Genomic DNA, 26,559 nt, shown 5'->3' on the forward strand with positions numbered 1-26,559 from the left:
CCTCCCAAGTCGAGGGGTGGGGTTCAGCCGGGGCCGCGCGCGCCACTCACGGCAGCGGCTCACGTGGGTAGACAACCGCGGTCGCGCCGTCGATCTCGGTGACGTCGACCCTGGTTCCGGCTGGTATCGCCATGTCCTCGTCGAGTGACCGGGCCGACCACTCCTCCCCGGACAACTTGATCCGCCCGGCCTCGCCGGTGACCTCGTGAGTCACCACGGCGGACTGGCCAACGAGGCCGCCGGCTCCCGATTGCAGTGGAGGGGGCTGACGGATGTGCTTCATCGCGATGGGCCGGACGATCAGCAACCCGGCCGCGGTGGTGACCACGAAAACGGGAACCTGCACAATAAGGCCCAAGCCCATGGCGCCAACGATGCCCGCTGCCAGTGCCCCGATCGCGACCAACCCGAGCGACAGCGTCATCGTGAGAACTTCCGCGACTCCCAGGGCCGCGGCCAGGATCAACCAGATGATCCACATAGGCATAACAACCGGCCTCCCGTCCAGCGGGTATTGTCAACCTACCCAACAGACGGTCGGCCAGCACACATTTGCGTCCCCCAATCCGCAGTGTGACCGTCGGTCCCGCGGCGGCGCGGGGCGGAGCACGCGTATGCTGGCGTGCGCGGGAGACTCCGGGCTCTCCCGCTATGGTGACGGTAGTCGTAGCCCCCACTGCGAGGACCCCGCGTGACCAGCTCCCAGCGGCCGCCCCTGTTTGCTCTGACCGATAGTGACCCCACCCGTATCGGCTCCTTTGACATCCACGGGCGGTTGGGCGCGGGCGGTATGGGGGTGGTCTACGGCGGCACCGATGGCCACGGGCGCTGGGTGGCGCTGAAACTGATCCGCGGCGAGTTCGCCGACGACCCGGAGTTCCGCGACCGGTTCGCCCGCGAGGTGGAACTGATGCGCCGGGTCGGCTCGCGCTGCATCGCCCCGGTCATCGCCGCCGACACCACCCGCCAGGGCCAGCCGTGGTACGCCAGCCCTTACGTGGCCGGCCCCACCCTGCACCACCGTGTCAAACACAACGGTGCGCTGGAACCCGGCCTAACACAGGGGATGGCGGTGGGCCTGGCCGAGGCCATCGCCGCGATCCACGCCGCCGGGGTCGTCCACCGCGACCTCAAACCCGCCAACGTGATCCTGGCCGCCGACGGCCCCAAAGTGCTCGACTTCGGCATCGCCCGGGCGGTGGACGAGTCCGCGATCACCCGCACCGGGGGCGTGGTGGGCTCGCCGGGATGGATGAGCCCGGAACGGTTCCGCGGCCACACCGGCCCCGAAGCCGATGTCTTCGCCTGGGGCGCCCTGGTGGCCTACGCCGCCACCGGCCGGGCCCCCTTCGGCACCGGCACCGCCGAAACACTGATGTACCGGGTCCTCAACGAACACCCCGACCTTACCGGGCTCCCCACCGAGCTGGCCGAGTCCGTCACCCGCGCCCTCGCCAAAGACCCCGCCGCCCGGCCCGGCTCCACCACCCTGGTACCCATGGTCGCCACCAGCTACGGCCACACCCCCGACAGCGAAGCCGCCGACACAGCCGCGACCATCATCAACCACACCTGGACCCCACGACCCCCGCACCGCGACGCCCGCACCGCGTCCCCCGGCCCCGGCCCGTCCCCGGCTCCACCGGGCTCCCCCGACCCCGCGCGCCCGCCAACACCACCAACCAGCCCACCACCGAACCGGGTTCCGGGCCCGGCCGTTCCACCGCCGATCCCGCCCGCCGCCAGGCCGCGCCCACGCGCCCGGGTCGTCATCCCCGCCGTGCTCGGCGCGCTCGTCGTGATCGTCGGCGTGGGGCTGGCAGTACCGAACATCGTCACGCGCTCATCCCCCGAGGGCCCGCCGGACTCGGACACCACGTCCGGGTCCACATCCGACGCCTCCCATCCCGCTCTGGCGCAGCTCGCCGAGGAAGACGTGCTCCACATCGGCATCGCCGAGGCGGAGCCGTACTCCTACCTCGATGACAGCGGCGAGGCGACGGGGCGCGCCCCGGAGGTGGCGCGGTCCGTCTTCGAGGAGCTGGGCGTGACCGATGTGGAGGCCAGCGCAATGGAATTCTCCGCGCTGGAGACGGCACTGGTGGCGCAGGAGGTGGATGTCGCGGCCTCCGACCAGGTCATCACCCCGGAGCGGTGCGAATCCGTGGTCTACTCTGAGCCCTACGCTCAGCTTCGCACCGGGTTCATGGCACGCGACGACGGCTCCGTCGAGCTCTCCGAGGACGGCGATCCGGGATTCGCCGAGATCGCCGATGCCGGGCTGGAGCTCGGGGTGGTGGCGGGGACCCCCGAAGAGCAGTGGGCCCAAGACGAGGGCGTCGACACCGGCGATCTGACCACAGCGGACACGTCTAACACTCTGCTGGAACATCTCGTGGCAGGGGACGTCGACGTGATCGCGGGGGACAGCATCTTCCTGCGCTGGCAGCAGGAGCAGCACCCCGACGGGGACGACCTCTCGATCGTCGGGTCTTACGCACCCCCGGACCCGGACACCGGCCACCCGATGCTGGTCGCTCTGGCTTTTTCCCAGGAGAACTCCGATCTCGCCGCGGCGGCCAACGAACGCCTCAACGAACTCACCGACTCCGAGATGCTGGGGATCACGGAGGAGTTCGGCATGACCGAGGACGAGCTGCCGCCCCCGGACCTCACCGCCGAGGACGTCTGCTCGGACACCTAAGGCGGGGCGCGGCGGGCGCACGCTCCCGCGCCGCGCCTGATCGCGGGACACGCCCAACGCCGGGGCCGGAACCGCACCGCGGTCGGGCACGGCACGCTACCCCTCGTCCTCCAGGTCACCCTCCAGCTTCAGGTAGACCTCCTTCAACTGGTCGAGAGTGCGCTGGTCCGGGTTCTCCCACAGGCCGCGGTCGGCGGCCTCCAGGAGGCGTTCGGACATGCCGCGCAGCGCCCACGGGTTGGACGACTCCAGGAACTCCCGGTTCTCCGGGTCGAAGACGTAGGTCTCGGCGAGCTTGGCATACATCCAGTCGTCGACCACGCCGGCCGTGGCGTCGTAACCGAACAGGTAGTCCACGGTGGCGGCCAGCTCGAAGGCCCCCTTGTAGCCGTGCCGCCGCATGGCCGAGATCCAGCGCGGGTTCACCACGCGCGCACGGAACACCCGCCGCGTCTCCTCGGCCAGGGTGCGTGTCTTGACCTGGTCGGGGGTCGCGGAGTCGCCTACGTAGGCCGCTGGCGACCCGCCGGTGAGCCGCCGGACCATGGCGACCATCCCGCCGTGGTACTGGAAGTAGTCGTCGGAGTCGACGATGTCGTGCTCGCGGGTGTCCTGGTTCTTCGCCGCGACCGCGATCCGCCGGAACGAGGTCTCCATGTCCGTGCGCGCCTCGCGGCCCTCAAGCCCTCGCCCGTAGGCGTAGCCGCCCCATACCGCGTACACCTCGGCGAGGTCGGCGTCGTCGCGCCAGTTGCGGGAGTCGATCAGCGGGAGCAGACCGGCGCCGTAGGCGCCCGGTTTGGAGCCGAATATCCGGGTGGTGGCGCGGCGCCAGTCGCCGTGCTCGCTGTGGTCGGCGAGCGCGTGGGCCCGCGGGTAGTTGCGCTCCGCGGGCTCGTCCAACTCGGCAACCGCGTGGATCACATCGTCCACGAGGCCGATGACGTGCGGGAACGCATCGCGGAAGAAGCCGGAAATGCGCAGCGTGACGTCGATGCGCGGACGCCCGAGCTCCTCCAGCGGGACGATCTCGAACCCGGTCACCCGGCGCGACGCGTCGTCCCAGGTGGGCCGGGCGCCGAGGAGCGCGAGGACCTCGGCGACGTCGTCGCCCTGGGTACGCATGGCCGCGGTCCCCCAGACCGTGAGCCCGACCGAGCGCGGGTACTGCCCGGTGTCGTCGAGATGCCGCTGTATCAGCGAGTCCGCGAGCGCCTGTCCGACGTCCCAGGAGTTGCGCGAGGGGATTGCCTTGGGGTCCACCGAGTAGAAGTTGCGGCCGGTGGGCAGCACGTTCACTAGGCCGCGGGTCGGCGAGCCCGAGGGGCCGGCCGGGATGTGCCCGCCGTCGAGGGCGTGCAGCACGGCGTCGATCTCGTTGCTGGTGGCGGCCAGCCTGGGCACCACCTCGCGGGACGCGAACAGCAGCACCCGCTCGGCCTCGGGCAGGGCGAACCCGAGCCCTTCGCGCGCGACGGCGCTGACGGCGGCCTGCTCGGCCGGCCATGCCAGGTCTTCCATTGCCCAGACCAGGCGCCGCGCGAGCGCGTCGACCAGGTCAAGGGCGTCGGAGGCGGTGCGCGCGGGGCCGTCCACCAGGTCGGACAGTGCGGCGGGGACCTCGGCGGACGCCCCCGGCTCGGCGAGCAGCGCCTTCTCGTCCAGGCCGAAGGCGGCGGCGATCGCGGCGCGCAGCCCCGGCAGGGCGCCCGCCTGCCCGGCCCACACCTGCGAGGCGCGCAGTACCGCCAGGACCAGGTTGACCCGGGGCTCGCCTTCGGGCGCGGCACCAAGGATGTGCAGGCCATCGCGGATCTGCACGTCCTTGATCTCGCACAGGTAGCCGTCGACGTGCATGACGAAGTCGTCGAACTCGTCCTCGCCGGGCATCTCCTCCCGCTGCAGGTCGTGGTGCAGCTCGGCGCTCTTGATAAGCGTCCAGATCTGCGCGCGCACCGCCGGCGCCTTGTCCGGGTCGAGGTCGTTCACCTGGGCGTACTCGTCGAGCAACTGTTCCAGCTTGGCGATGTCGCCGTAGGTGTCGGCCCGCGCCATGGGCGGTACCAGGTGGTCCACAACGGTGGCGTGCGCCCGCCGCTTGGCCTGGGTACCCTCGCCCGGGTCGTTGACGATGAACGGGTAGATGAGGGGCAGGTCGCCGAGCACGCTGTCGGGGGCGTCGCCCGCCGCCAGACCCAGCCCCTTGCCGGGCAGCCACTCCAGCGTGCCGTGCTTGCCGAGATGCACAACCGCGTGGGCACCGAACCCGCCCGCCGAAGAACCGTCCACCGGAGAACCGCCCTGCGGGACATTGTCTTCGGGGGCCGTCTCCAGCCAGCGGTACGCCGCGAGGTAGTGGTGCGATGGCGGGAGGTCGGGGTCGTGGTAGATCGCGATCGGGTTCTCCCCGAAACCGCGGGGCGGCTGGATCATCAGCACGACATTGCCGAAGCGCAGGCTGGCAAGAACGATCTCCGGGCCGTTCGGGGAGTCGACCACGTACAGCTCACCCGGCGGTTCGCCCCAGTGCTCCACGATGGCGTCGCGCAGGTCGGCGGGCAGAGTGTCGAACCAGCGGCGGTAGTCCGCCAGCGGGACACGCGCGGTGGCCGCGGCGAGCTGCTCCTCGGTGAGCCATTCGACGTCGTGGCCGCCCGCCTCGATCAGGGCGTGGATGAGCGGGTCGCCGTCGTCCTCGCGGCGGTCCTCGCCGGGGTCGGGCACCCGCCACAACGTGTCCTCGGTACCGAGGTCGTAGCCGCGCCTTTCGAGCTCGCGGAGGAGCCGCACGGCCGAGGCCGGGGTGTCCAGGCCGACCGCGTTGCCAACGCGGGAGTGCTTCGTGGGGTAGGAGGACAGCATCACCGCGAGCTTGCGCTCGGCCGGGGGGACGGCATGCAGCTTCGCGTGGCGCACCGCGATCCCGGCCACCCGGGCGGCGCGCTCGGGGTCGGCCGCGTAGACCGGTACCCCGGTCGCCTCGTCGACCTCCTTGAACGAGAACGGGACGGTCACCAGCCGGCCGTCGAACTCCGGGATAGCGACCTGCATTCCGGCGTCCATAGGGGTCAGTGCCGCGTTGGAGGCCAGCCACTGCTCGCGGGTGGAGGTCAGCACCATCCCCTGCAGGATCGGCACGTCCAGCGCGGCGAGCGCGCCGGCGTCCCAGGCGTCCTCGTCGCCTCCCCCACTGGCGTCGGCCGCGACCGCCCCGCCCGCGGCCAGGACGGTGGTGATGACCGCGTCGGCCTGGGCGAGGAGGTCGAACAGGCCCGGCGCGTTCTCCCTGGACAGCCCGCGCAGCGAGCCGCAGAACACCGGGAGCGGGTCGCCGCCCGCGGTCTCGATGGCCTCGCAGAGGACCTCGACGAACGCGGTGTTCCCGGAAAGCTCGTGCGCCCGGTAGAACACCACGGCCACGATCGGCCGCTCGCCCGACGGGCGGCGGTCACCGTGCACGCCGTACTCGGGCATCCGCTCCGGCGGGTCGAAGCCCTCGCCCGTCAGCAGCACCGTGTCGGAGAGGAACCGGGCGAGCTGCCGGAGGTTGCCGATCCCGCCTTCGCGCAGGTAGCCGTGCGCTTCGGTGGCGACCCCCGCTGGCACGGTGGACAGCTCGATCAGCTCGGCGTCGGGATCCGCCTCTCCCCCGAGCGCGACGAGTGGCGTCCCGGAGGCCCGGAGGGCGGTCAGACCATCCGGCCAGGCGTCCCGGCCGCCGAGGAGCCGGACCACCACGACGTCGACGCCGTCGAGCAGGGCGGGTAGCTCGTCGGTCGGCGTTCGCGCGGGGTTGGCCGTGCGGTAGCCGGCGCCGGCGGCTCCGGCGGCGAGCAGTTCGGTGTCGGCCGTGGACAGCAGCAGGATCGTAGCCACGCATGGTCCTTCGTCTACAGTGAGCCGGGGTCCTCGCCCCTGCTCGCGGACAGGTACGTGACGCCGCGAAGTCTCCTGGCTCGGGGTTCCCGGCCCGCCTTTTAGCCTTCCCGCCGGGGACCCGGCAGTGGCGTTGTCCTAAGGCACGCTCCACCCTGACAGTTGCGGGACAGCCACGGACTCGCACCGTGTTCCTTCGCGCCGTCGTCGCCCATCCTCGCAGAAGCCCTCTGCGGGCCGGCGCGGACCAGGGTCTACGTGGCGAGGGCGGCGTGTCGGTGCACACTGTCGCGGTACGGCCGGTGCGGGAAAGCCGTTCCGACGGGTGTCCGGGGTTTGCAAGAATTCCCACTATGAGCCATTACCCCGAGCCCCAGGGCCCTGGCGACTTCTATCCGGACCCCCACACCGCCAGCGACGACCCGTTCGGCCAGCAGGCGCCGCCCGGAGGGCCGTCCAACGCGGGCGTCGCGCCGCAGGACCCGGGAGCGGCGCAGACGGGCGGCTGGCAGGCACCCCCCGACTACCGGCCGGTACCCGCAGGCGGCCAGCCGCTCACCATGATCGGCGACATCGCCGTCTACCAGCACGAGGTCGTGACGCCGGCCGGACGCTTCCCCATCAAGGGGACCACGTGGACGGCCACGGACATGAGCCAGGTGCACGAGACCCTGCCGACCTACGCCGTTGTGCTCACCATTGTCTTCGTCTGGTTCTGCCTGCTCGGCCTGCTGTTCCTGCTGATGAAGGAACGTTCGGTCCAGGGGTACGTGCAGGTGACCGTGCACGGCAGCGGGATGTTCCACTCCACGATGGTGCCGGCGCACTCCGCGGCCACGTTCCCGCAGGTGATGCAGCAGGTGAACTACGCGCGTTCGCTCGCCGCCATGGCGTGACAGTGCCGGTGGCACTGGTTGCCACGGGTCCTTGCCCGGCCCCGCTCGGGGGACGGCCCGACATGACGTGGGCCCGCCTGCCGCTGGCAGACGGGCCCACGAAGCCGGAGGCTCTCAGTCGCTAGTGGAGGATTCGGTTACTGCGGGTTCCTCGCCGCTGCTCTTGGCCGGTGTCACCACGTTGCCGGGGACATCGGGGTCCGAGCGGAGCGAGACCACCAGCGCCGCCATCATGAAGAACGACATGATGAAGAACGGTAGCCCGATGACCGTGATGACCTCGCTCAAGGCATCCAGCGCGGCCGGCCCGGCACCGAAGATCAACGCGAGCGCCACCAGCCCTTCGAGGACCGCCCAGAAGATGCGCTGGCGCGTGGGCGGGTTCGAGTGCTGGTCCCCGTTGCACATCATGTCGATGACCAGGGACGCGGAGTCGGACGAGGTGATGAAGAAGATCGCCACGATGACGATCGCGATCGCCGCGACCAGGGTCGACACCACATCCAGCACGGGAAGCTCCCGGATGAAGACGTAGAGGGCGCCCGGGACGTCCGCCTCATCGACCACCGGGCCGACCAGCACACCCGGATTCGCCCGCTCCATGTCGAACGCGGCAAGACCGAAGGTGCTGAACCAGATCACGCTGAACAGGGTGGGCAGGCCCAGGACACCGGCGACGAACTCGCGGATGGTGCGTCCCTTGGAGATCCGGGCGATGAAGATCCCGATGAACGGGGCCCACGTGATGGTCCAGGCCCAGTAGAACACCGTCCAGCCGTCCTGCCACCCGGTACCGGCGTAGGTGTCGTTCCAGAACGCGAGCGAGACGACGTTGCTCAGGTAGTCGCCCGTCTGTTCGACCACTCCCTTGGCGAGGAACAGCGGTGAGCTCGCGGCCAAGAACACGAAGATGAGCAGCCCGATCGACATCAGGATGTTGATGTTGGACAGCCGCTTGATGCCCTTGTCCAGGCCGAGCGCCACCGAGACGATCGCGATCGCCGTGATGACCACGATGATGCCGAGCTGGCTGGCGAGCTCGAGCGCGCCGCCATCCAGGTTGAACCCGAACAGGCGCGACAACCCGCTGTTGATCTGCGCGGACCCGAGCCCGATGGACACCGAGAGCCCGAACAGGGTGCCAAGGACCGTGGTGACGTCGATGATCCGGCCGATGGGGCCGTGGATACGCTCACCCAGGAACGGGTAGAAGAACGAGCTGACCCGCATGGGCAGCCCTCGCCGGAAGATGAAGTAGGCGAACGCGAGCGCGGGCAGTGTGAAGATCGCCCAGGTGTGCAGGGCGAAATGGTAGTTGGTGAAGGTGATCGCCTGCTTGGCGGCCGCCGCGGTCCCGGCGAAGTCCTCCGCGTCCCCGTCGAACCCGAGCGGAACCCGCGGCGGGTTCGCGTAGTGGTTGATCGGCTCCGCCACGCCCCAGAACATCAGGATCGTGCCGATGCCCGCGGCGAACAGCATCGCGAACCAGGCCCAGTTGCTGTACTCGGGCCTGGAGTCGGGGCCGCCCAGACGCACGCTGCCGTAGCGGCTGATCGCGATCCAGATCAGGAAGCCCAGGAAGACGGTCACACCGAGGATGTAGAACCAGCTCAGGCTCGACAGGATGAAGCCGGTCATACTGCTGAACACGTTGTTGATCTGCTCCGTGAAGAGAATCGTCACAACAACGAATAAGATCGCCAGAGCCGTCGAGGTGAAAAAGATCGGAGCGTTCGTACGCAGCCCAAGCTTTTGGGCGAGATCATCTAGCATCGCGACTCCCTGTTATCCGATTGCTGGTTTGCGCGTTCAGGGTCATTCTGCTCAGCTCGGCACGTACTACCCATTTTTCGGGCTGCTGGGACGGCGTTCTCACCGTATTTCGCTCAGCCCGTCCAAAAGTTTAGGGAGCGCGGCACCCTCCACGGCTCTGCTAGCGCAGGAAGAGCAGTGTCGACCGGCGACCGCCTGCCGACATGTCACTCAACCAAGATAAATCGGGAAGTTAGTAGTGCCGGGCCGAATTGTCAACAATCACCCGCCGTTGCCCGATCGAGACGATATCGAGACGATCCTGGCGTTTATTTTTTTCGATTGGACCGAAAGAAGCTGAATCGGCAGCCTTCACGGCGCCCTGACGTGAGAACCCGAAGAAAAGTCACCCTGTGCGTCGATCCCGCCACTGCCCGATAAACTCAGGCATCCCCCGGAAACAACGGAGACGGGACTGGAGCACGGCGGTGCCCGAGGACACCGCCGTGCGTGCGGACACCCGCACCAGCTAGCCGGCCCCGACGTCCGCGGAATCCGGCTGGTGTCGCGCGGTCAACAGGTCAACGAGGACCTCGCGGACGTACGACGCCAATGGGCGCTCCCCCGCGCGTTCAGCGAGGGCGCGGAACTCCTCGGCATCGAGCGTCACCGTGAGCGACCCCGTGCCCCCGGACATGCGCGGCGGCATCCCCAGCATCTGCCGGTACAGGCGTTCGAGCGCCTCGGGCGGCAGGGCACCATAAGCCGTCTCAAGCTGCGACACCCATTCGCGAAGCTCGCTCCACCGGGCGTAGCGGCCGGCCAGGATATAGAGGTACGACGCGACGTCGCGGTGGCCCGCGGCGCGTTCGAGTTCGGCGTGCGTCATGGGATCGAGAGCGAGCGTCACCTGGTGAGCGGACTGCGCGGCGGCGGGCCGGCCGGGGATGGACGTGGTCACTGCTGGCCTCCACAGAGAGCATCGGCGCCCCGGCGAGCGCCAGGGCGGGGGCGCGCGGCCGTATCCGCCGTATGCGGGCTGCTGTCCTGGCGAAGTGCCTCGCGCTGCGCTCTGGGTCCGCCGTGCCGGGCGGGCCCGGCCCATGTCCACCTGGCCGCTGGTTCTCCACCGTAGCCATCGGGCGCGAACCCCGCGCCCGCCGTCCACAGCCCTTCAGCCGGTCTCCGCGGGGCCCGCGGTGCCAGCGGGCGCGACGACCGGCAGCTCGCTCGGGGCACCGGATTCGAGCAGCCGCCAGATGGCATCGGTGTCCATGTGCTCCTCGACCATGTCACCGAGGGCGTCCAGGCGGGCAGCGCGTTCGGCGGCGAAGTCGGTGCCGCCCGCCGCGACGAAGCGCCGCCCCGCCCGCCCTGCGACGTCGGCCAGGAACGCCCGGCGGAACGCGTCGTTCTCCAGCGCCCCGTGCCAGGTGGTGCCCCACACGGCCCCCGCGCGGCAACCGTCGAGGAAGGGAACCGCCTCCGAGCCCGCCCACACCACCTCGGTCTGGCCGTGGTGGATCTCGTAGGCCGCCACTCGCTCCCCGTAGCAGGTCCCCTCGGGACGGGCCAGGGTCTTCTCGGTAGCGAACGCCACCCTCGCGGGCAGCAGGCCCAGCCCGCGCACCACCCCCGCGGCGGACTCGACGTCGTCGCGGATCTCGCGCGCCAGCATCTGGTAGCCGCCGCAGATCCCCAGGACCGGGCGCCCGTTGGCGGCCCGGTGGGCGAGGACGCTGTCGAGCCCCCGATCGCGCAACCATGCGAGGTCGGCGACCGTGGCGCGGCTGCCCGGCAGGATCGCGAGGTCGGCGTCCTCGAGCTCGTGCGGGGTGGTCACGAACCGCACGTCCACGCCGGGTTCGACGGTCAGCGCGTCGATGTCGGTGAAGTTGCTGATGCGCGGGAGCCGCACCACGGCGACGCGCAGCGCCTGCTCCCCCACGGGCGCCGGCATCGGGCCGCGGTCGGCACTCAGCGCGAGCGAGTCCTCGACGTCCAGCCACAGCCCGTCGAGCCACGGCAGGACACCGTGCACCGGGCGCCCGGTCAGCTCCCGGAGCTGCCGCAGCCCGGGCTCCAGTAGTTCCGGGGCACCCCGGAACTTGTTGATCACGAAACCGGCGACCAGAGCCTGGTCGGCCGGTTCGAGGAGGGCGAGCGTGCCGTGCAGGCCGGCGAACACGCCGCCCCGGTCGATGTCGCCGACCACGATGACGGGCAGCCCGGCCGCCCGGGCCAGGCCCATGTTGGCGATGTCGCCGCTGCGCAGGTTGATCTCGGCGGGACTCCCCGCGCCCTCGCAGATGACCACCTCGTAGCGCGACCGCAGCTCCGCGAGGCTCTCGACCGCGATGTCGCGCAGCCGGTCCTTGTGCGCGCGGTAGCTGACAGCGTCGACCTCACCGGTGGGCCGGCCGCGCACCACCACCTGGCTGCTGCGGTCACCGCCCGGCTTGAGGAGGATCGGATTCATCGCCGCACTGGGCTCGATCCCGCTGGCGGCGGCCTGCATGGCCTGTGCCCGGCCGATCTCCGCGCCGTCGGGAGTCACCACCGAGTTGAGCGACATGTTCTGCGCCTTGAACGGGGCCACCTTCACGCCCTGGCGGGCCAGCCAGCGGCACAGGCCCGCGGCGACGACACTCTTGCCGGCGTCGGAGGTCGTCCCGGTCACAAGCAGGGCGGGTGCGGCGCCCGCGGATTCCGGCCGCGTCACGCTGCCCTCCCCGGCCGTTCGGCCCGCACGCGGCGCCCGAAGGCGCTGAGCGGGAGATGCGTGGAGCGCGCGGCCGCCCTCGGGGCGCGGCCGCGCTGCTCGGAAGCGGTCAGCAGCGCGATGGAGGCGGCCACCGCAGCCGCGGATCCGGCCACGACTCGGGCGAGCCGGACGGCACGGCGGATGTCGCGGACCTCGGGGTGACGCCCCTCCCCCAGTTCCGGCCGGTGCTCCGTACGGCCCGCGTAGGTGTTCGTCCCCCCGAGACGAACGCCCAGCGCACCGGCGAATGCCGCTTCGCACTGGCCCGCGTTGGGGCTGGGGTGCCGCCCGCCGTAACGCGAGCGGGCCCGCCAGGCGCGGGCCGGATCGCCCGCGACCGCCGGCGCCGCGAGGGCGGTGAGCACGGCGGTGAGCCGCGCGGGGGCCCAGTTGGCGAGGTCGTCGGTGCGCGCAGCCGCCCAGCCGAAGCGTTCGTAACGGGGCGAGCGGTGCCCCACCATCGCGTCAAGGGTGTTGACCGCCCGGTACCCGGCGAGCCCGGGAACGCCGAGCAGCCCGCCCCACAGCAACGGGGCCACCACGGCGTCGGAGGTGTTCTCCGCGACCGACTCCACCGTGGCGCGGGCGATCCCCTTCTCATCGAGTTCGCTGGGGTCGCGCCCGCACAGGTGCGGCAGCCGGTCGCGGGCTCCTGCGAGGTCGCCCGCTTCGAGCGCGTCCGCGATCGCGCCCGCCTCGCGGCCGAGCATGTCGCCGCCAACGACGGCCCAGGTGGTGGCCGCGGTCAGGGCCGCCCGCCGCAGCGGACCGCCGCGTTCGGCGAGTACCCCAAGCGCGACCACGGGGGTTACGGCGAGCGCGGCGTAGGCCGCGCCCCGTGCGCGCGAGTCGCGGTGCATGCGGCGTTCCAGTGCGGACGCGGTGTGGCCGAAAGCGGCCACCGGATGCACCCGGCGGGGGTCGGGCAGGGCCGAGTCGAGCGCCACCCCGGCAACCAGACCGAGGGCGGCCGGCCAGGCGGGGGACGGGTCGCGGGTCGTGTTCACGAGGTCAACCGTAGTGCCCACCTCTTTTCCGCTTCACGGTTCCCCCAAGTTCACATAAGCACCGCGCGTAACACGGAAAACACGCACGGACACACGGTGTAATAACCGTCCCCCCGCGAAACGCCCAACCGCCCGGAAGGGCCGTATCGAAAGGGAGGATCTCCCATGGCAGTTGCGATGATGCTCACGCTCGTGTTCGCGGCCGGAGCCTGGTGGGTGTTCTAACGCCCCACGTGCCACTTCAGCAGGGGCGACCACGATATGAGCCACTCCCGACACGGGACGCGGCTTCGCGAAACACGCGCAAGCCGCGTCCCACGCGGGGTTAATCGCGGGTAACCTATCCCGCGACGGGATTGGCAACCGATTTGGCGGTGCTCGCGTGCTAACGAGACGCAACTACGAAAAGCCCTAGTTGTTGCGGTTTCTCCCACCCAAGGGCACATCGGCCGAATACCGTAGAATGTCCCCCGAAGCTCGGAGGCCCACCGCGGTACGGCACCGCGCGGCACTCGCCCAAAGGCCGGGCCTCCCGGAACGTGCAGCCCCCACCAGGCGGAAGACCGCGTCACGCAGCGCCAGGCCACAGTGTCCCAACCAGCGTCCGGCACCGGACACAATTCAATCAAGCACCCGTAGCTCAGTGGATAGAGCAGCAGACTTCTAATCTGCCGGCCGCAGGTTCGAATCCTGCCGGGTGCACCCGTCCCGACATTGCGCGAACCTCCTCACCCGCGGAGGCTTCGCCGTGCCGGTGGAGCGCCACACGGAACAGCGGCTGCACCGCGCGCCGGCCGGTGCTGCGCACCCCGGCGGCAGCGGTGCCGGGCACCGTGTTCACCCGCTCGAGCCCGCGATCCGCAACCGCGGGCGTACGCGGTCACCGCGGGGTCAGCCGGACCACCGGGTATTCCCGCTCGGCTTTGCTCTGATACTTCGCGATACGGGGCTGGGCGGCGGCGATGCGCTGCCATGCCCGCTCACGGTCGGCGCCCTCCAGCTGGTGCGGCGTCACCGGCATGGCGTCGCGGCCGCCCAGTTCGATCGACGCCTGGTCTGGGTGCGCCATCAGATTGGCGTGCCAGTCCGGGGGCTGGCTCCCACCACCCGATGCGACGACCAGCCAGGCGTCCGCACCGTCGGCGAACCACGCCACAGGCGTTTCCCGCTGCTGCCCGCTTCGGCGCCCCACAGTGTTCAGGATCAGTACGTCCATGCCCATCATCTTGCTGCGGCCGCTTCGGATTTTGCGGTTCATACGGGTGTTCATTGTCCGCTGCGCCCACCGTGAGAACGCCCCGGGCGTACCGGGCTTGCGCCCTCCGCGGTTGTCTACCTGCTGGTTTTTCATCACTGGCTACCTCCAGTCGGTCAACTTGCTGTCCCTGGAGAGCACACTAGATACCGCCCGGCCCTGGGCGCTTCTCGATTCCTGATCGGTCGGGAGGAACCTCGAAAAGGCCGCGAAAGGCTCCTTGCGGTACTCTTTCCTCGTTCCCCCAGCCGAAGAGAGTCCGTGCGATATGTCCGAGCATGCTCCCGATCCCGGGTCCGCTTCCGAGTCCACCGCTCCGGACCCGGCGGAGCCCGCACGGTGGTCCGTTCGCCGCCGCCTGCAGGTCGGCGGCGGCGCTATCGGCCTCGTCGCCATCGTTGTGGCTGTTGTGCTCATGAGACCGCCCAGCGCGTACGCGGACATCGCCGACTGCGGGGAACTGTTCACCGAGGAGCTCCTGACCGAGGTCCACCTCGAAGAGCCCGGGGTCTCCGTCGAGGAGAACGATCCCCCGGGCCCTGGGCTGGGCTCCGAGCAGAACAGGTACTGCGTCGACGCCGAACTCGGGCAGTTCACGGCCGACATCTACTTCCATTCGCCTGATACGCGTAGCGACCGGTACGAGGAACTGCAGGAACGGATCACCGAGAACCGTGGGAGGGCCGAAGGCTCCGCGGCGCTCGACGAACAGGACCGGCTCGCGGAACTCGACGACCCTCCTCGCTACGTAGCCACGGAGATCGAGGACATCGACGCGGGCGAGGGCGGTTTCGCGGCGGTGTACGAGGCACAGGAGGAGCCGGACACGCCCTCGTTGGACACCGGCGAGGCAGAGGCGGTTTCGACGTTCGCCAGAGCCGAGTTCCGCACCCGGAACATCTACGTCAGAATCTCCTACCTCGAAGCCAGCGACGAACGCAGGGGCAGCAGCATGCTCGGCACGATCACCGTAACCCGCCTCGCCGAGGCGCTTGAGGCGCGGATCGACGAGACGAGTACCAAGGACTCGGTGTGAGACCTCACGTGCCGCGTCTTCCCGCTGCCCGCTGACCTTGCAGTCGGCGAGCTGTCTCCGAGAGCCCAAGGGCGAGCGCGGCGAGTACGGCTGCGAGGAGGCCGAGGTTCGTCGCGCCGGCCCAGCTGATCCCCAGCCCTCCGACGACGCCCGACATCGCGATGGCCAGGTACAGGACCGCCTGGTTGAGCGAGACGAGTACCGCTGCCGAGCCCGTCTCCATTGAGAGCAGCCGGTGTTGCTGCGGGGTGGTGATGGCGAAGGCCGCGATGCCGTAGCACAGGACCATCGCGATGGCCGCGCCGTAGCTCGCGGTGGCCAGTGGGAGCACGAGCAGGCTGGCGATCAGCCACACCAACGCGCCCGCCACCACGCGGGGACCTCCGAACCGGTCCGCCAGCGCTCCCGCGGCGAGGTTTCCGACCGTTCCGACCGCTCCGAGGACGAACATGAGGGTGGCCAGGCGGAGCTCGTCACCAGAGGTCGCGGGCGCGAACACGGCTCCGATGTAGGTGTAGGGGATGTAGACGGCGGTGAAGCCGACGAGCGTGGTGCCCAGTATCGCCACAACCCGGACATCGGCGAGAGGGAGTAGCCGTTGCCGTAGTCCTTGGGGCGCCGGGACCGGCACCCTACCGGGCACCAGGGCCAGCACCCCGAGCATTCCCAGGATGGCGAGCGCGGAGGCGAACCACATGGTCGCTCGCCAGCCCAGGACGCCGCCGAGCGCGGTACCCAGCGGAGCGCCGAGTGTCACCGCCGCGGTGAACCCGGTGACAACGGTCGCGATCGCGCGACCGCTCCGGTGCGGTGGCACCAGTGCCGCGGCTGTGATGGAGGCGGTGGGCACGAACACTCCGACCCCCGCGGCCGCGATGATCTGCGCGACGAGGACCAACGGGTAGGAGGGGGCGAGCGCCGTGCCGGCGCTGCCCGCCAGATAGGTGAGCACCGCGACCAGCAGCACATGGCGCCGCGGCCAGCCCGCTGTCAGCGTCGTCAGTACGGGCGCCGCTGTCGCACAGGTCAACGCGAACGCGGTGACCACCTGGCCCGCCACGGCCACCGATACGCCCAGTGACTGGCTGAGCAGGGGGAGCAGCCCGGCCAGTACGAACTCCCCGGTTCCAACCGCGAAAACGCCGAACGCCAGGGCCAGGACGCCCCGGCGCCCACTGGGCCCCGACGGTTTCCGTGCCTCGGCGGCGCGTGACATGTCTTCTGTTGCCATGGCTTCCTGATCTCCCGGCTCAACGGCCAGTGAAGGGGTGGTTCCGGTCGGGCCGGCACCACCGCGCGAAAACGGAACCAATCGGTACCGAGTTAGTACGGTACCGATCAGTTCCGTTTTCGCGCAATCCCGGATATCCTGAGGACATGCCAACTCGCGCCCGGGAACGTCTCGTCGAGGCCGCGGAGAACCTCTTCTACACCGAGGGCATCCGCGCGGTCGGGGTCGAACGGCTTCTGGCCACCTCCGGTGTGGGGCGCGCCTCGTTCTATCGGCACTTCAACAGCAAGGACGACCTCGTAGTGACGATGCTGCGCGGCTACGACGAACAGTGGCGGCACTGGCTGGAGCAGGCCGTGGCAGAGCGGGGCGGCGCTCCGCTGGCGGTGTTCGACGCGCTGGCCGAGCGGTTCGAATCCCCCGACTTTCGCGGCTGCGCGTCCATCAACACCATGGTCGAAGTCGCCGACACCACCAGCCCCGCGCACCAGGTGGCCGCCGAGCACAAACGCTCGGTCACCGGCTACGTCGAAGGGCTCCTCGTCTCGGCCGGCTACACCGACCCCGCCGCACTCGCCGAGCAGTTCGTACTGTTGCTGGACGGAGCGATCGTGACCGCCCTGCGCGAGCGCACCGCCGAGCCCGCACGGCGCGCCAGGGCCATCGCCGCGAGCCTGCTCCGCTGAGCCGCCACCCGGCCCGCGAACAACACCGAGCGGTGGCCGGGAGAGATCACCCGGCCACCGCCGTCCTACGCGCGGCGGCGCACCGCGAGTACGAGCGCCCCGGCTGTGGAGACCACGATGCCGACGATGGGCGGGATGAACCAGCCCCACTGGTTGGCCGCCGCGGCCGCGGCGCAGGCCGCGGCGTAGACAGACAGGTTGTCCCACCGCACGGCCGGGAGTGCGGCGTACTCGGGCAGCCCGGACCGCCAGCTTCCGAGGAACGCGCCGATGATCACCCCGCCCAGTGGCGGAACCAGGATCCCCAGCCAGGTCAGGTAGTCGAGCAGGTGGTCGTAGATCCCGGTGACCGCGAGCGCCGTGCCGATGACCACGCCGGCGATCACCCAGGGCTTCTTGGACCGGCTGTTGAAGAGCTCGGCGCCGGCCACCCCGAAGTTGTAGGCGGTGTTGTCGTTGGTGGTCCACAGGTTGGCCACCAGGAACACCACTCCCCAACCGACCAGGCCCATCTGGAACAGCACCAGAACAAAGTCGCCCTCACCGAAGGCGAAAGCTCCGATCGCGCCGCAGAACAGCATGAGTAGCTGTCCGACGAAGAACGCCGAGACGCAGGCCCAGAACCCCGCACCAGGCGTGCGGGCGAACCGCGTCCAGTTGGGCGCCTGGGTACCGCCGGAGGCGAAGGTGCCGACGATCACGGTGACCGCGGCGGTCAGCGGCATTGTCTCCTCGGGAGTGATCGCGGTGAGCCCGGCGAGGCCGCCGGCCTCGCCCAGCGCCCCCCACGCCACCCCCGCCGCAAGGAGCACCAGCAGCGGCACGGACACGACCGAGAGCACATACATTCCGCGGTAGCCGTAGTAGGCAGTGGCCCCCATGGCGATTCCGCCGGCCACCATCGTCAGCCGCACGGCCAGGTCGCTCTCCCACCCCGCGGCTTGCGCCGTGAGCAGCGCCAAGGTGGCCACGCTCACGCCGTACCAGCCGATCTGGGTACCACCCAGCAGCACGGAGGCGAGTTTGGCGCCGCGCTGCCCGAAGGCGTAGCGCGCCATCAGGACGGTGGTGAGGTTGGTGCGGGCGCCGATCCAGCCGAGGACGCCCACGTACAGTCCCAGGATCGCCGCGCCCAACAGCAGCACACCCAGCAGCGGGGCGAACTCGAACGCCGCGCCAACCTGGGCGCCAGCCACCATCGTCGGGGTGAAAAGCGTGAAGCCGAGCAGCACCACGCTCAGCGAGAGCAGCGACTTGCGCGCGTGCGGCGGAACAGGGTCGAGGGGGTAGTCCGGGTCAACGGCCGGGTCGGACTGCGCCGGCCGCACGGCGCTCACCGCTGGTCCTGTTCGTCGGCGCCGATGTCCTCGAACCAGAGTCCGGGGTTGGCGGCGATGAAGTGCTCCATCAGCCGCACGCACTCCGGGTCGTCGAGCAGTACGATCTCCACCCCGTTCTCGGCGAGCCAGTCGTGGCCGCCGTGGAACGTGCGGGCCTCCCCGATCACCACGCGCGGGATACCGAACTGGCGCACGAGGCCGCAGCAGTACCAGCAGGGCGACAGGGTGGTGACCATGGTGGTGCCGGCATAGCCACGTTGGCGGCCAGCGTTGCGGAACGCGGCGGTCTCCCCGTGTGCGGAGGGGTCGCCGTCCTGCACGCGGCGGTTGTGGCCGCGGCCGAGGATCGTGCCGTCGGCGGCGACCAGCGCGGCCCCAATGGGAATACCACCGGTGGCCTGGCCGGCCTTCGCTTCCGCCAGCGCCACCCGCAGCCAGGAGACGTAGCGGGCTTCGGTGCCGCCCGAGGGGGATGCGGAGTCAGGCATGGATGTCGAGAGTCCCTTCAGCTCTGCCGCGGTGAAGGGGCACCGGCGACCTGCGGCGCCGGCGGAACCGCCCCTGAGCGCGGGCTCCGGGAATTATCGCCGGTGCCGCGCGAGATGATCACCCCAGGTGCGCCATGAGCCTGGCCACCGCCCGGCAGCCCTCTCGACGACCGGTGCCGCCCCGCGGGGGCACGGAGCGGGACGGCGCCCTCTACGATGACCGCATGCCAGCGCATCTTGCTCTCGAAGACTACGTTGCGACGCTCACCAAGAGCGGCGCCGCACTACGTGACGCGGCCAACGACGCCGGGCTCCGGGCAACCGTCCCGACCTGCCCGGACTGGACCGTGACCGACCTCGTCGTGCACCAGGGAACGGTGCACCGGTGGGCCACGGCCCACCTCCGAGGGGACTCCGACCACGACACCACCGCTTCGCATGCCGAGGGAATGGCGGCCCCCGACCCGGTCTCCTGGTTCTCCGCCGGTCTCGACACGCTGGTCGAGACACTGCACGCGACACCGGACGACGCGGAAGCGGCGGTGTTCCTGCGGGACGCGCCCCCGCCGCGGCGGTTCTGGGCCCGCCGGCAGGCGCACGAGACCACCATGCACAGTGTGGACGCGCTCTCCGCCGCGCTGGGCCGGTGGCCGACCCACTCCGACGCGAAGATCGCGCCGGACCTCGCGGCCGACGGGATCGACGAGCTGCTGTGCGGGTTCATCCCGCGCGGCAAGTCCAGGCTCCGGTCAGCCGAGCCCTACACCATCCTGGTGCGCAGCGACGACACCGGGCATACCTGGTCGGTGCGCGTCAGCCAGGACCCCGTGGTCACCACGGTCGGCGAATCCGGCGCCCCCGACTCGACCTTCAGCGGCACCGCGGTACAGCTTTACCTCACCCTGTGGAACCGCGCGGACGATGCCGTGGTCGAAGGGCCCACGGCCATTCTCGAACAGTGGCGCTCCCAGACCCCGATCAACTGGGGCTGAAGAACCGCGGTTCGCACGGCCGCCCGACCGGATCGCGCTCGGGCCGATCGGCCGGCTAACCACATCGTGAGACGACCCGAACAGAACCGGCCGCCACCCGCTACGCTGAACCGGTCAGAGCTACATGCCGCGCCTCCCGAGCCCCCGGACCGGCGTACGCTCCACCGTTCTCAACTCCCCCCACGGGCCGCTCAAGAGCTCGCTCCCCGCGGCGAGCGTGTCTGACCGCCGCGGGCCGCACGGGGCGCGTGTAAGCCCCGGCCGCGCGTGAGGGCCCGTTCCCTACTGTCCCCTCCAACGAAAGTCGTAGAATGCAGCAGCTGCAGTCGCTTACCAACCTGGCAATCCGGCAACGCATCCGGATGATGGTCAACCAGTACGAGGTGCGCGCCGCTCTGCCCGATGGCAGCGAGGGCGACTTGCTCGCCTTCGCCCAGCAGAAGCGGATGGCCTTCAAAGAGCAGGTCACGCTCTACACCGACGACAGCAAGCAGTATCCGGTGCTGAGCTTCAAGGCGCGCCAGGTGGTTGACCTGGGGGCCACCTACGACGTGTTCGACGCCCAGGGGCAGCCGATCGGCCTGTTCCGCAAGGACTTCAAGCAGTCGATCCTGCGCAGCACCTGGCACGTCGAGCAGCCACAGTTCCCGCCCGTCGTCGGCCAGGAGCGCAACCAGATCCTCGGGGTCCTGCGCCGCCTTTCCGACCTCGCGAAGATCATTCCGTACCACTTCGACTTCACCGCGAACGGCGACCCCGTCTTCGCCATTGACAAGCAGTGGGGACTGCGCGACCGCTACTCCGTGGAGATCGCCAACCCCTACATCGACCGGCGCCTGGTCATCGCCATGGCCGTCGCCGCGGACGCCCTCCAGGGGCGCTGACCGCGAACCGGCCCGGCTCCGCGCCAGCCGGGACCGCGGCCTGGTTCGGTGGGGTTCGCCCGCCGGACCAGGCCCGGTCAGCGCACACGCGCCCGAAGCTCCCGCGGTTGGCGCCGACCGCGGCGGCCCGCCCTGCGGGGAACGCGGTGAGCGGGGGCCGCTCGCGGGAAGACGCGGGCGCCCGCACCCGAAGCGGAGCCTGAAACGGCGCTTTACAAGCCCGGGCCCCGTCTCCCTAGAATGGGAGCAGTTCCACGGGGGGAACGGCCACCGCCCAGCGGTGGGACCTGCGGGGAACAGGTTTCCATAGCCAAGTCGGTTGGATATAATGGAAGTACCGCGGAGGCGGACCCACTGTCGAGCAGTCTCCGGTGGGGAGCCCGCGGGAACGTAATACGGCAACTGAGTTCCGCCGCGCACAGCGTGGTGTGGTACCCGCTCCTTGAGAACTCAACAGCGTGCCAAGATCGACGACTTGTGGCACCAGCCGGCCTGTAACGGCCGCGGCCCTGTCAACTCGCCTGGCTCGTTTCCCGGGCCAGGCCACCAGGATTCCTACACGGAGAGTTTGATCCTGGCTCAGGACGAACGCTGGCGGCGTGCCTAACACATGCAAGTCGAACGCGCCACCTCACTTGTGGGGTGGTGAGTGGCGAACGGCTGAGTAACACGTGAGCAACCTACCCTCGGCTCCGGGATAACCTCGGGAAACTGGGGCTAATACCGGATGCGACCGCGCACGGCATCGTCGCGTGGTGGAAAGGTTGCCGTCCGCGAGGGCGGCTTCCGGCCGTGGACGGGCTCGCGGCCTATCAGTCTGACGGTGAGGTAACGGCTCACCGAGGCGATGACGGGTAGCCGGCCTGAGAGGGTGACCGGCCAGACTGGGACTGAGACACGGCCCAGACTCCTACGGGAGGCAGCAGTGGGGAGTCTTGCGCAATGGGCGAAAGCCTGACGCAGCGACGCCGCGTGGGGGATGACGGCCTTCGGGTCGTAAACCTCTTTTCCCGTCGACGAAGGCTCCACGTGCTCGTGGGGCTGACGGTACGCGGGGAATAAGGACCGGCTGACTACGTGCCAGCAGCCGCGGTAATACGTAGGGTCCGAGCGTTGTCCGGATTTACTGGGCGTAAAGGGCTCGTAGGCGGCCCGTCGCGTCGGTCGTGAAAGCCCTGAGCTCAACTCAGGAATTGCGATCGATACGGGCGGGCTAGAGGGCGGAAGGGGCGAGCGGAATTCCCGGTGTAGCGGTGAAATGCGCAGATATCGGGAGGAACACCGGTGGCGAAGGCGGCTCGCTGGGCCGTTCCTGACGCTGAGGAGCGAAAGCGTGGGGAGCGAACAGGATTAGATACCCTGGTAGTCCACGCTGTAAACGCTGGGCGCTAGGTGTGGGGCTCTTCAACGAGTTCCGTGCCGTAGCTAACGCGTTAAGCGCCCCGCCTGGGGAGTACGGCCGCAAGGCTAAAACTCAAAGGAATTGACGGGGGCCCGCACAAGCGGCGGAGTATGTGGCTTAATTCGATGCAACGCGAAAAACCTTACCGGGGCTTGACATGCCGGGAAATCCCTCAGAGATGGGGGGTGCCTTCGGGCGTCCGGCACAGGTGGTGCATGGCTGTCGTCAGCTCGTGTCGTGAGATGTTGGGTTAAGTCCCACAACGAGCGCAACCCCTGTCCCGTGTTACCAGCACTTTTAGGTGGGGACTCATGGGAGACCGCCGGGGACAACTCGGAGGAAGGCGGGGACGACGTCAAGTCATCATGCCCCTTATGTCCCGGGCAGCACACGTGCTACAATGGCCGGTACAATGGGCTGCGACCCCGCAAGGGTGAGCGAATCCCAAAAGCCGGTCTCAGTTCGGATTGGGGTCTGCAACCCGACCCTATGAAGACGGAGTCGCTAGTAATCGCGGATCAGCAGCGCCGCGGTGAATACGTTCCCGGGCCTTGTACACACCGCCCGTCACGTACGGGGAGTCGGCAATGCCCGAAGCCGGTGGCCCAACCCGCAAGGGAGGGTGCCGGCGAAGGCAGGGCTGGCGACTGGTACGAAGTCGTAACAAGGTAGCAGTACCGGAAGGTGCGGCTGGATCACCTCCTTTCTTAAGGAGAACACCCGACCGGGCACCGGCATTGCGGTGCCCGCACCAACTGGCCGCGGAACCGTGGCCGGCGAAGTGCCACGTCGATCCACAGGCACGCTGTTGGGCTCTGAGGGAGCGCCGCGCACCCGCGTGGCCGACTCCCCGCTTCCGAAGCCGGAAGTCGCAGCTTGAGAACTGCACAGTGGACGCCGCGCGTTCTCAGTAGGGCAAGCTACTGAAGGCATACGGTGGATGCCTTGGCGCCAGGAGCCGAAGAAGGACGTGGGAGCCTGCGATAAGCCTCGGGGAGCCGGCAACCAGGCAGAGATCCGGGGATTTCCGAATGGGGAAACCCGGCGGACGTCACGGTCCGTCACCCCTGCCCGAACACATAGGGCAGCGGGAGGAAACGCGGGAAAGTGAAACATCTCAGTACCCGCAGGAAGAGAAAGCAACCGCGATCCCCTGAGTAGTGGTGAGCGAAACGGGGACCAGGCCAAACCGGCCGCGTGGAGAAGCCGGCAGGCGTTGCGTGGCCGGGGTCGCGGGACCGCCCGGCCGGAGCTGCCGCTCCGGCGGGGAGTGACAAACCGTGGAGGTCAGCCGAAGGGCCTGGAACGGCCCGGCATAGCGGGTAACACCCCCGTAGGCGAAGACCCCACGGCTCCCGGGCGGGATCCCAAGTAGCACGGGGCCCGGGAAATCCCGTGTGAATCCGGGAGGACCGCCTCCCAAGCCTGAACACTCCCTGGCGACCGATAGCGAACCAGTACCGTGAGGGAAAGGTGAAAAGCACCCCGGTGAGGGGGATGAAAGAGAGCCTGAAACCGTGTGCCTACAAGCCGTGGAAGCGGCGTCCGGACCTTCGGGCCCGGATGGCGTGACCGCGTGCCTTTTGAAGAATGAGCCTGCGAGTTGCGGTGTGTGGCAAGGTTAACCCGCGAGGGGTAGCCGCAGCGAAAGCGAGTCGAGTAAGGGCGCCCTAGTCGCATGTCGCAGACCCGAAACGAAGTGATCTACCCATGGGCAGAGCGAAGCGCGGGTAAGACCGCGTGGAGGCTCGAACCCACCAGGGTTGAAAACCTGGGGGATGACCTGTGGGTAGGGGTGAAAGGCCAATCAAACTTCGTGATAGCTGGTTCTCCCCGAAATGCGTTTACGCGCAGCGTCGCGCAGTGGCGTCCGGGGGTAGAGCACTGGACGGCCCAGGGGGCCTAACAGCTTACCGACGCCGACTAAACTCCGAATACCGGAACGCTGAAGCGCGGCAGTGAGACTGTGGGGGATAAGCTCCATGGTCGAGAGGGAAACAGCCCAGACCACCGGCCAAGGCCCCTAAACGTACGCTGAGTGGGTAAGGATGTGGAGCGGCCCAGACAACCAGGAGGTTGGCTTAGAAGCAGCCATCCTTCAAAGAGTGCGTAATAGCTCACTGGTCGAGTTGCTCTGCGCCTATAATTCAGCGGGGCTTAAAGCGTACTGCCGAAGCCGTGGCGCCCGCGTACAGCGCGGGCGGGTAGGGGAGCGTCGCGTGGCGAGTGAAGCGGCGGGGTGACCCAGCCGTGGACGCCATGCGAGTGAGAATGCAGGCATGAGTAGCGAAAGAGGGGTGAGAAACCCCTCCGCCGAATGACCAAGGGTTCCAGGGGCAGGCTAATCCTCCCTGGGTAAGTCGGGACCTAAGGCGAGGCCGACAGGCGTAGTCGATGGATAACGGGTTGATATTCCCGTACCCGTTGCGGTGCGTTTCCCGAAAGGGATGAAGTGACGGGGTGACGCAGCAGGTCAGCCCAGCCCGGGCGGTGGTTGACCCGGGGTAAGGGTGTAGGGCGGTGCGCAGGAAAATCCGCGCATCATCAAGCCCGAGACCTGATGCCGAGCCGTTTTAGGCGAAGTGGGTGTCCCTGCTGCCGAGAAAAGCCTCTGGCGAGCACCGTGGCGGCCCGTACCCTAAACCGACACAGGTGGTCGGGTTGAGTATACTAAGGCGATCGGGTAAACCATGGTTAAGGAATTCGGCAAACAGACCCCGTAACTTCGGGAGAAGGGGTGCCGGGTGGGGTGATCACCCTTGCGGTGTGAGCTCTGTCCGGCCGCAGGACCAGGCCCGAGCGACTGTTTACTAAAAACACAGGTCCGTGCGAAGTCGAAAGACGCGGTATACGGACTGACGCCTGCCCGGTGCCGGAACGTTACGAGGACCGGTTAGCCCCTTAGGGGGTGAAGCTGGGAATCTAAGCGCCGGTAAACGGCGGTGGTAACTATAACCATCCTAAGGTAGCGAAATTCCTTGTCGGGTAAGTTCCGACCTGCACGAATGGCGTAACGACTTGGGCGCTGTCTCAACCATGGGCCCGGCGAAATTGCACTGTGAGTAAAGATGCTCGCTACGCGCGGTAGGACGGAAAGACCCCGGGACCTTCACTGCAGCTTGGTATTGGTGTCTGGTACGGCCTGTGTAGGATAAGTGGGAGGCTGCGAAATCGGGACGCCAGTCCCGGTGGAGCCATTGGTGAAATACCACTCTGGTCGTGCCGGGCGTCTAACCCAGACCCGTAATCCGGGTCGGGGACAGTGCCTGGTGGGCAGTTTAACTGGGGCGGTTGCCTCCTAAAGAGTAACGGAGGCGCCCAAAGGCTCCCTCAACCTGGTTGGAGATCAGGTGCCGAGTGTAAGTGCACAAGGGAGCTTGACTGCGAGACGTACCAGTCGAGCAGGTGTGAAAGCAGGGACTAGTGATCCGGCATCCCCGTGCGGAAGGGATGTCGCTCAACGGCTAAAAGGTACCCCGGGGATAACAGGCTAATCTTCCCCAAGAGTCCGTATCGACGGGATGGTTTGGCACCTCGATGTCGGCTCGTCGCATCCTGGGGCTGTAGTTGGTCCCAAGGGTTGGGCTGTTCGCCCATTAAAGCGGCACGCGAGCTGGGTTTAGAACGTCGTGAGACAGTTCGGTCCCTATCCACCGCGCGCGTAGGAGACTTGCGGAGGTCTATCCCTAGTACGAGAGGACCGGGACGGACGGACCTCTGGTGTGCCAGTTGTCCTGCCAAGGGCACGGCTGGTTAGCTACGTCCGGCTGGGATAACCGCTGAATGCATCTAAGCGGGAAGCCCGCTCCTAGATGAGGTCTCCCACGGGGACAACCCGGTAAGGCCCCCAGTAAGAACACTGGGTTGATAGGCCGGAGGTGGAAGCCCCGCGAGGGGTGCAGCCGACCGGTACTAATCGGCCGAGGGCTTGCCCACTACCACTTTCCGCGCGGCGTTCACCGTGGAGTTCTCAAGCTCGGCGGCCCGTCTCGGGACCGCCGTCGCGCTGGGCACAGCAGAGCGCCCGCCGCGCAACGCGGCGGGCGCTCTGCTGTGTCCCACCGACCCGCGCGGAACGCGGCAACAGGCCCACGTCGGGGCGGGTTGCGGGGCACCAGAGCAGCCGGACACCTCTCCCCCGCGTGCGCGGAGCGTTTACCGGCCCCCCACCCGCCGCACGCGCCCCACTGTGCGCATCCGCAACCCCGGTAACGCGCTGGGACCGCACCATTGACCATTCAACTGG

The 26,559-nt window shown here is 68.8% G+C and carries 16 protein-coding genes, 1 tRNA gene, 2 rRNA genes and 1 riboswitch; of the genes, 9 read left to right on the top strand and 10 right to left on the bottom strand.

The window, feature by feature from the left end; all coding sequences use genetic code 11:
* Window positions 1-46 precede the first annotated feature (46 nt).
* Window positions 47-487: an NfeD family protein gene (locus F4561_RS20280; RefSeq protein ID WP_184580952.1), complete on the bottom strand. Its 441-nt coding sequence runs from the start codon at window positions 485-487 to the stop codon at window positions 47-49.
* 204 nt (window positions 488-691) lie between these two features.
* On the opposite strand from F4561_RS20280, the gene F4561_RS20285 reads away from it, so the two are divergent.
* Entirely contained in the window at window positions 692-2,704 is a 2,013-nt protein-coding gene (locus F4561_RS20285) for a serine/threonine-protein kinase (protein WP_184580953.1), read from the top strand.
* A gap of 96 nt (window positions 2,705-2,800) precedes the next feature.
* On the opposite strand, the gene cobN is transcribed toward F4561_RS20285, so the two are convergent.
* Window positions 2,801-6,580, bottom strand: a complete 3,780-nt coding sequence (gene cobN, locus F4561_RS20290; protein WP_184580954.1) for a cobaltochelatase subunit CobN — start codon at window positions 6,578-6,580, stop codon at window positions 2,801-2,803.
* Window positions 6,581-6,648: 68 nt separating this feature from the next.
* Window positions 6,649-6,777: riboswitch (cobalamin riboswitch) on the bottom strand.
* A 156-nt stretch (window positions 6,778-6,933) separates the two neighbouring features.
* Between cobN and F4561_RS20295 the strand changes: the two genes are divergently transcribed.
* Window positions 6,934-7,476 (top strand): hypothetical protein, encoded by a 543-nt coding sequence (locus F4561_RS20295; protein WP_184580955.1) that lies wholly within the window; start codon window positions 6,934-6,936, stop codon window positions 7,474-7,476.
* A 114-nt stretch (window positions 7,477-7,590) separates the two neighbouring features.
* On the opposite strand, the gene F4561_RS20300 is transcribed toward F4561_RS20295, so the two are convergent.
* The 4 genes from F4561_RS20300 to F4561_RS20315 all read right to left on the bottom strand — a co-directional run bounded on the left by F4561_RS20300 (window position 7,591) and on the right by F4561_RS20315 (window position 12,999).
* Window positions 7,591-9,249, bottom strand: coding sequence for a BCCT family transporter (locus tag F4561_RS20300; RefSeq protein ID WP_184580956.1), 1,659 nt, complete (start codon window positions 9,247-9,249; stop codon window positions 7,591-7,593).
* A gap of 508 nt (window positions 9,250-9,757) precedes the next feature.
* Window positions 9,758-10,189 carry a hypothetical protein gene (locus F4561_RS20305; protein ID WP_184580957.1) on the bottom strand — a complete coding sequence of 144 codons (432 nt, stop codon included), beginning with the start codon at window positions 10,187-10,189 and terminating at the stop codon, window positions 9,758-9,760.
* A 213-nt stretch (window positions 10,190-10,402) separates the two neighbouring features.
* Window positions 10,403-11,950: a cobyric acid synthase gene (locus F4561_RS20310; RefSeq protein ID WP_184580958.1), complete on the bottom strand. Its 1,548-nt coding sequence runs from the start codon at window positions 11,948-11,950 to the stop codon at window positions 10,403-10,405.
* Window positions 11,947-12,999 carry a cobalamin biosynthesis protein gene (locus tag F4561_RS20315; RefSeq protein WP_184580959.1) on the bottom strand — a complete coding sequence of 351 codons (1,053 nt, stop codon included), beginning with the start codon at window positions 12,997-12,999 and terminating at the stop codon, window positions 11,947-11,949. Before F4561_RS20315 ends, F4561_RS20310 begins: the two co-directional genes overlap by 4 nt.
* 629 nt (window positions 13,000-13,628) lie before the next feature.
* Between F4561_RS20315 and F4561_RS20320 the strand changes: the two genes are divergently transcribed.
* A tRNA-Arg gene (locus F4561_RS20320) sits at window positions 13,629-13,701 on the top strand.
* A gap of 178 nt (window positions 13,702-13,879) precedes the next feature.
* Here F4561_RS20320 and F4561_RS20325 read toward each other — a convergent pair.
* Window positions 13,880-14,257 (bottom strand): nitroreductase family deazaflavin-dependent oxidoreductase, encoded by a 378-nt coding sequence (locus tag F4561_RS20325; RefSeq protein ID WP_246437244.1) that lies wholly within the window; start codon window positions 14,255-14,257, stop codon window positions 13,880-13,882.
* Between the two features lie 265 nt (window positions 14,258-14,522).
* Between F4561_RS20325 and F4561_RS20330 the strand changes: the two genes are divergently transcribed.
* Complete coding sequence (locus F4561_RS20330) at window positions 14,523-15,290, top strand: hypothetical protein (RefSeq protein ID WP_184580961.1); 768 nt, start codon at window positions 14,523-14,525, stop codon at window positions 15,288-15,290.
* Window positions 15,291-15,294: 4 nt separating this feature from the next.
* On the opposite strand, the gene F4561_RS20335 is transcribed toward F4561_RS20330, so the two are convergent.
* Window positions 15,295-16,521 carry an MFS transporter gene (locus F4561_RS20335; protein WP_246437245.1) on the bottom strand — a complete coding sequence of 409 codons (1,227 nt, stop codon included), beginning with the start codon at window positions 16,519-16,521 and terminating at the stop codon, window positions 15,295-15,297.
* A 146-nt stretch (window positions 16,522-16,667) separates the two neighbouring features.
* Here F4561_RS20335 and F4561_RS33360 point away from each other — a divergent pair, with 146 nt between their 5' ends.
* Entirely contained in the window at window positions 16,668-17,207 is a 540-nt protein-coding gene (locus F4561_RS33360) for a TetR/AcrR family transcriptional regulator (RefSeq protein WP_184580962.1), read from the top strand.
* A 65-nt stretch (window positions 17,208-17,272) separates the two neighbouring features.
* Here F4561_RS33360 and codB read toward each other — a convergent pair whose 3' ends face one another.
* Window positions 17,273-18,544 (bottom strand): cytosine permease, encoded by a 1,272-nt coding sequence (gene codB / locus F4561_RS20345; RefSeq protein ID WP_184580963.1) that lies wholly within the window; start codon window positions 18,542-18,544, stop codon window positions 17,273-17,275.
* Entirely contained in the window at window positions 18,541-19,035 is a 495-nt protein-coding gene (locus tag F4561_RS20350; RefSeq protein WP_184580964.1) for a nucleoside deaminase, read from the bottom strand. The genes codB and F4561_RS20350 overlap by 4 nt, the downstream gene beginning before the upstream one ends.
* A gap of 224 nt (window positions 19,036-19,259) precedes the next feature.
* Between F4561_RS20350 and F4561_RS20355 the strand changes: the two genes are divergently transcribed.
* The 4 genes from F4561_RS20355 to F4561_RS20370 all read left to right on the top strand — a co-directional run bounded on the left by F4561_RS20355 (window position 19,260) and on the right by F4561_RS20370 (window position 26,249).
* Window positions 19,260-20,027, top strand: coding sequence for a maleylpyruvate isomerase family mycothiol-dependent enzyme (locus F4561_RS20355; RefSeq protein ID WP_184580965.1), 768 nt, complete (start codon window positions 19,260-19,262; stop codon window positions 20,025-20,027).
* A gap of 311 nt (window positions 20,028-20,338) precedes the next feature.
* On the top strand, window positions 20,339-20,911 hold the full coding sequence (locus F4561_RS20360; protein WP_184580966.1) for an LURP-one-related family protein: 573 nt from the start codon (window positions 20,339-20,341) through the stop codon (window positions 20,909-20,911).
* A 556-nt stretch (window positions 20,912-21,467) separates the two neighbouring features.
* A 16S ribosomal RNA gene (locus tag F4561_RS20365) occupies window positions 21,468-23,019 on the top strand.
* Between the two features lie 207 nt (window positions 23,020-23,226).
* A 23S ribosomal RNA gene (locus tag F4561_RS20370) occupies window positions 23,227-26,249 on the top strand.
* The 16S and 23S rRNA genes sit together here, the layout of an rRNA operon.
* Window positions 26,250-26,559: the final 310 nt, after the last annotated feature.

Origin of the sequence: Lipingzhangella halophila, assembly GCF_014203805.1 — a bacterium.
Classification (GTDB): Bacteria; Actinomycetota; Actinomycetes; order Streptosporangiales; family Streptosporangiaceae; genus Lipingzhangella; species Lipingzhangella halophila.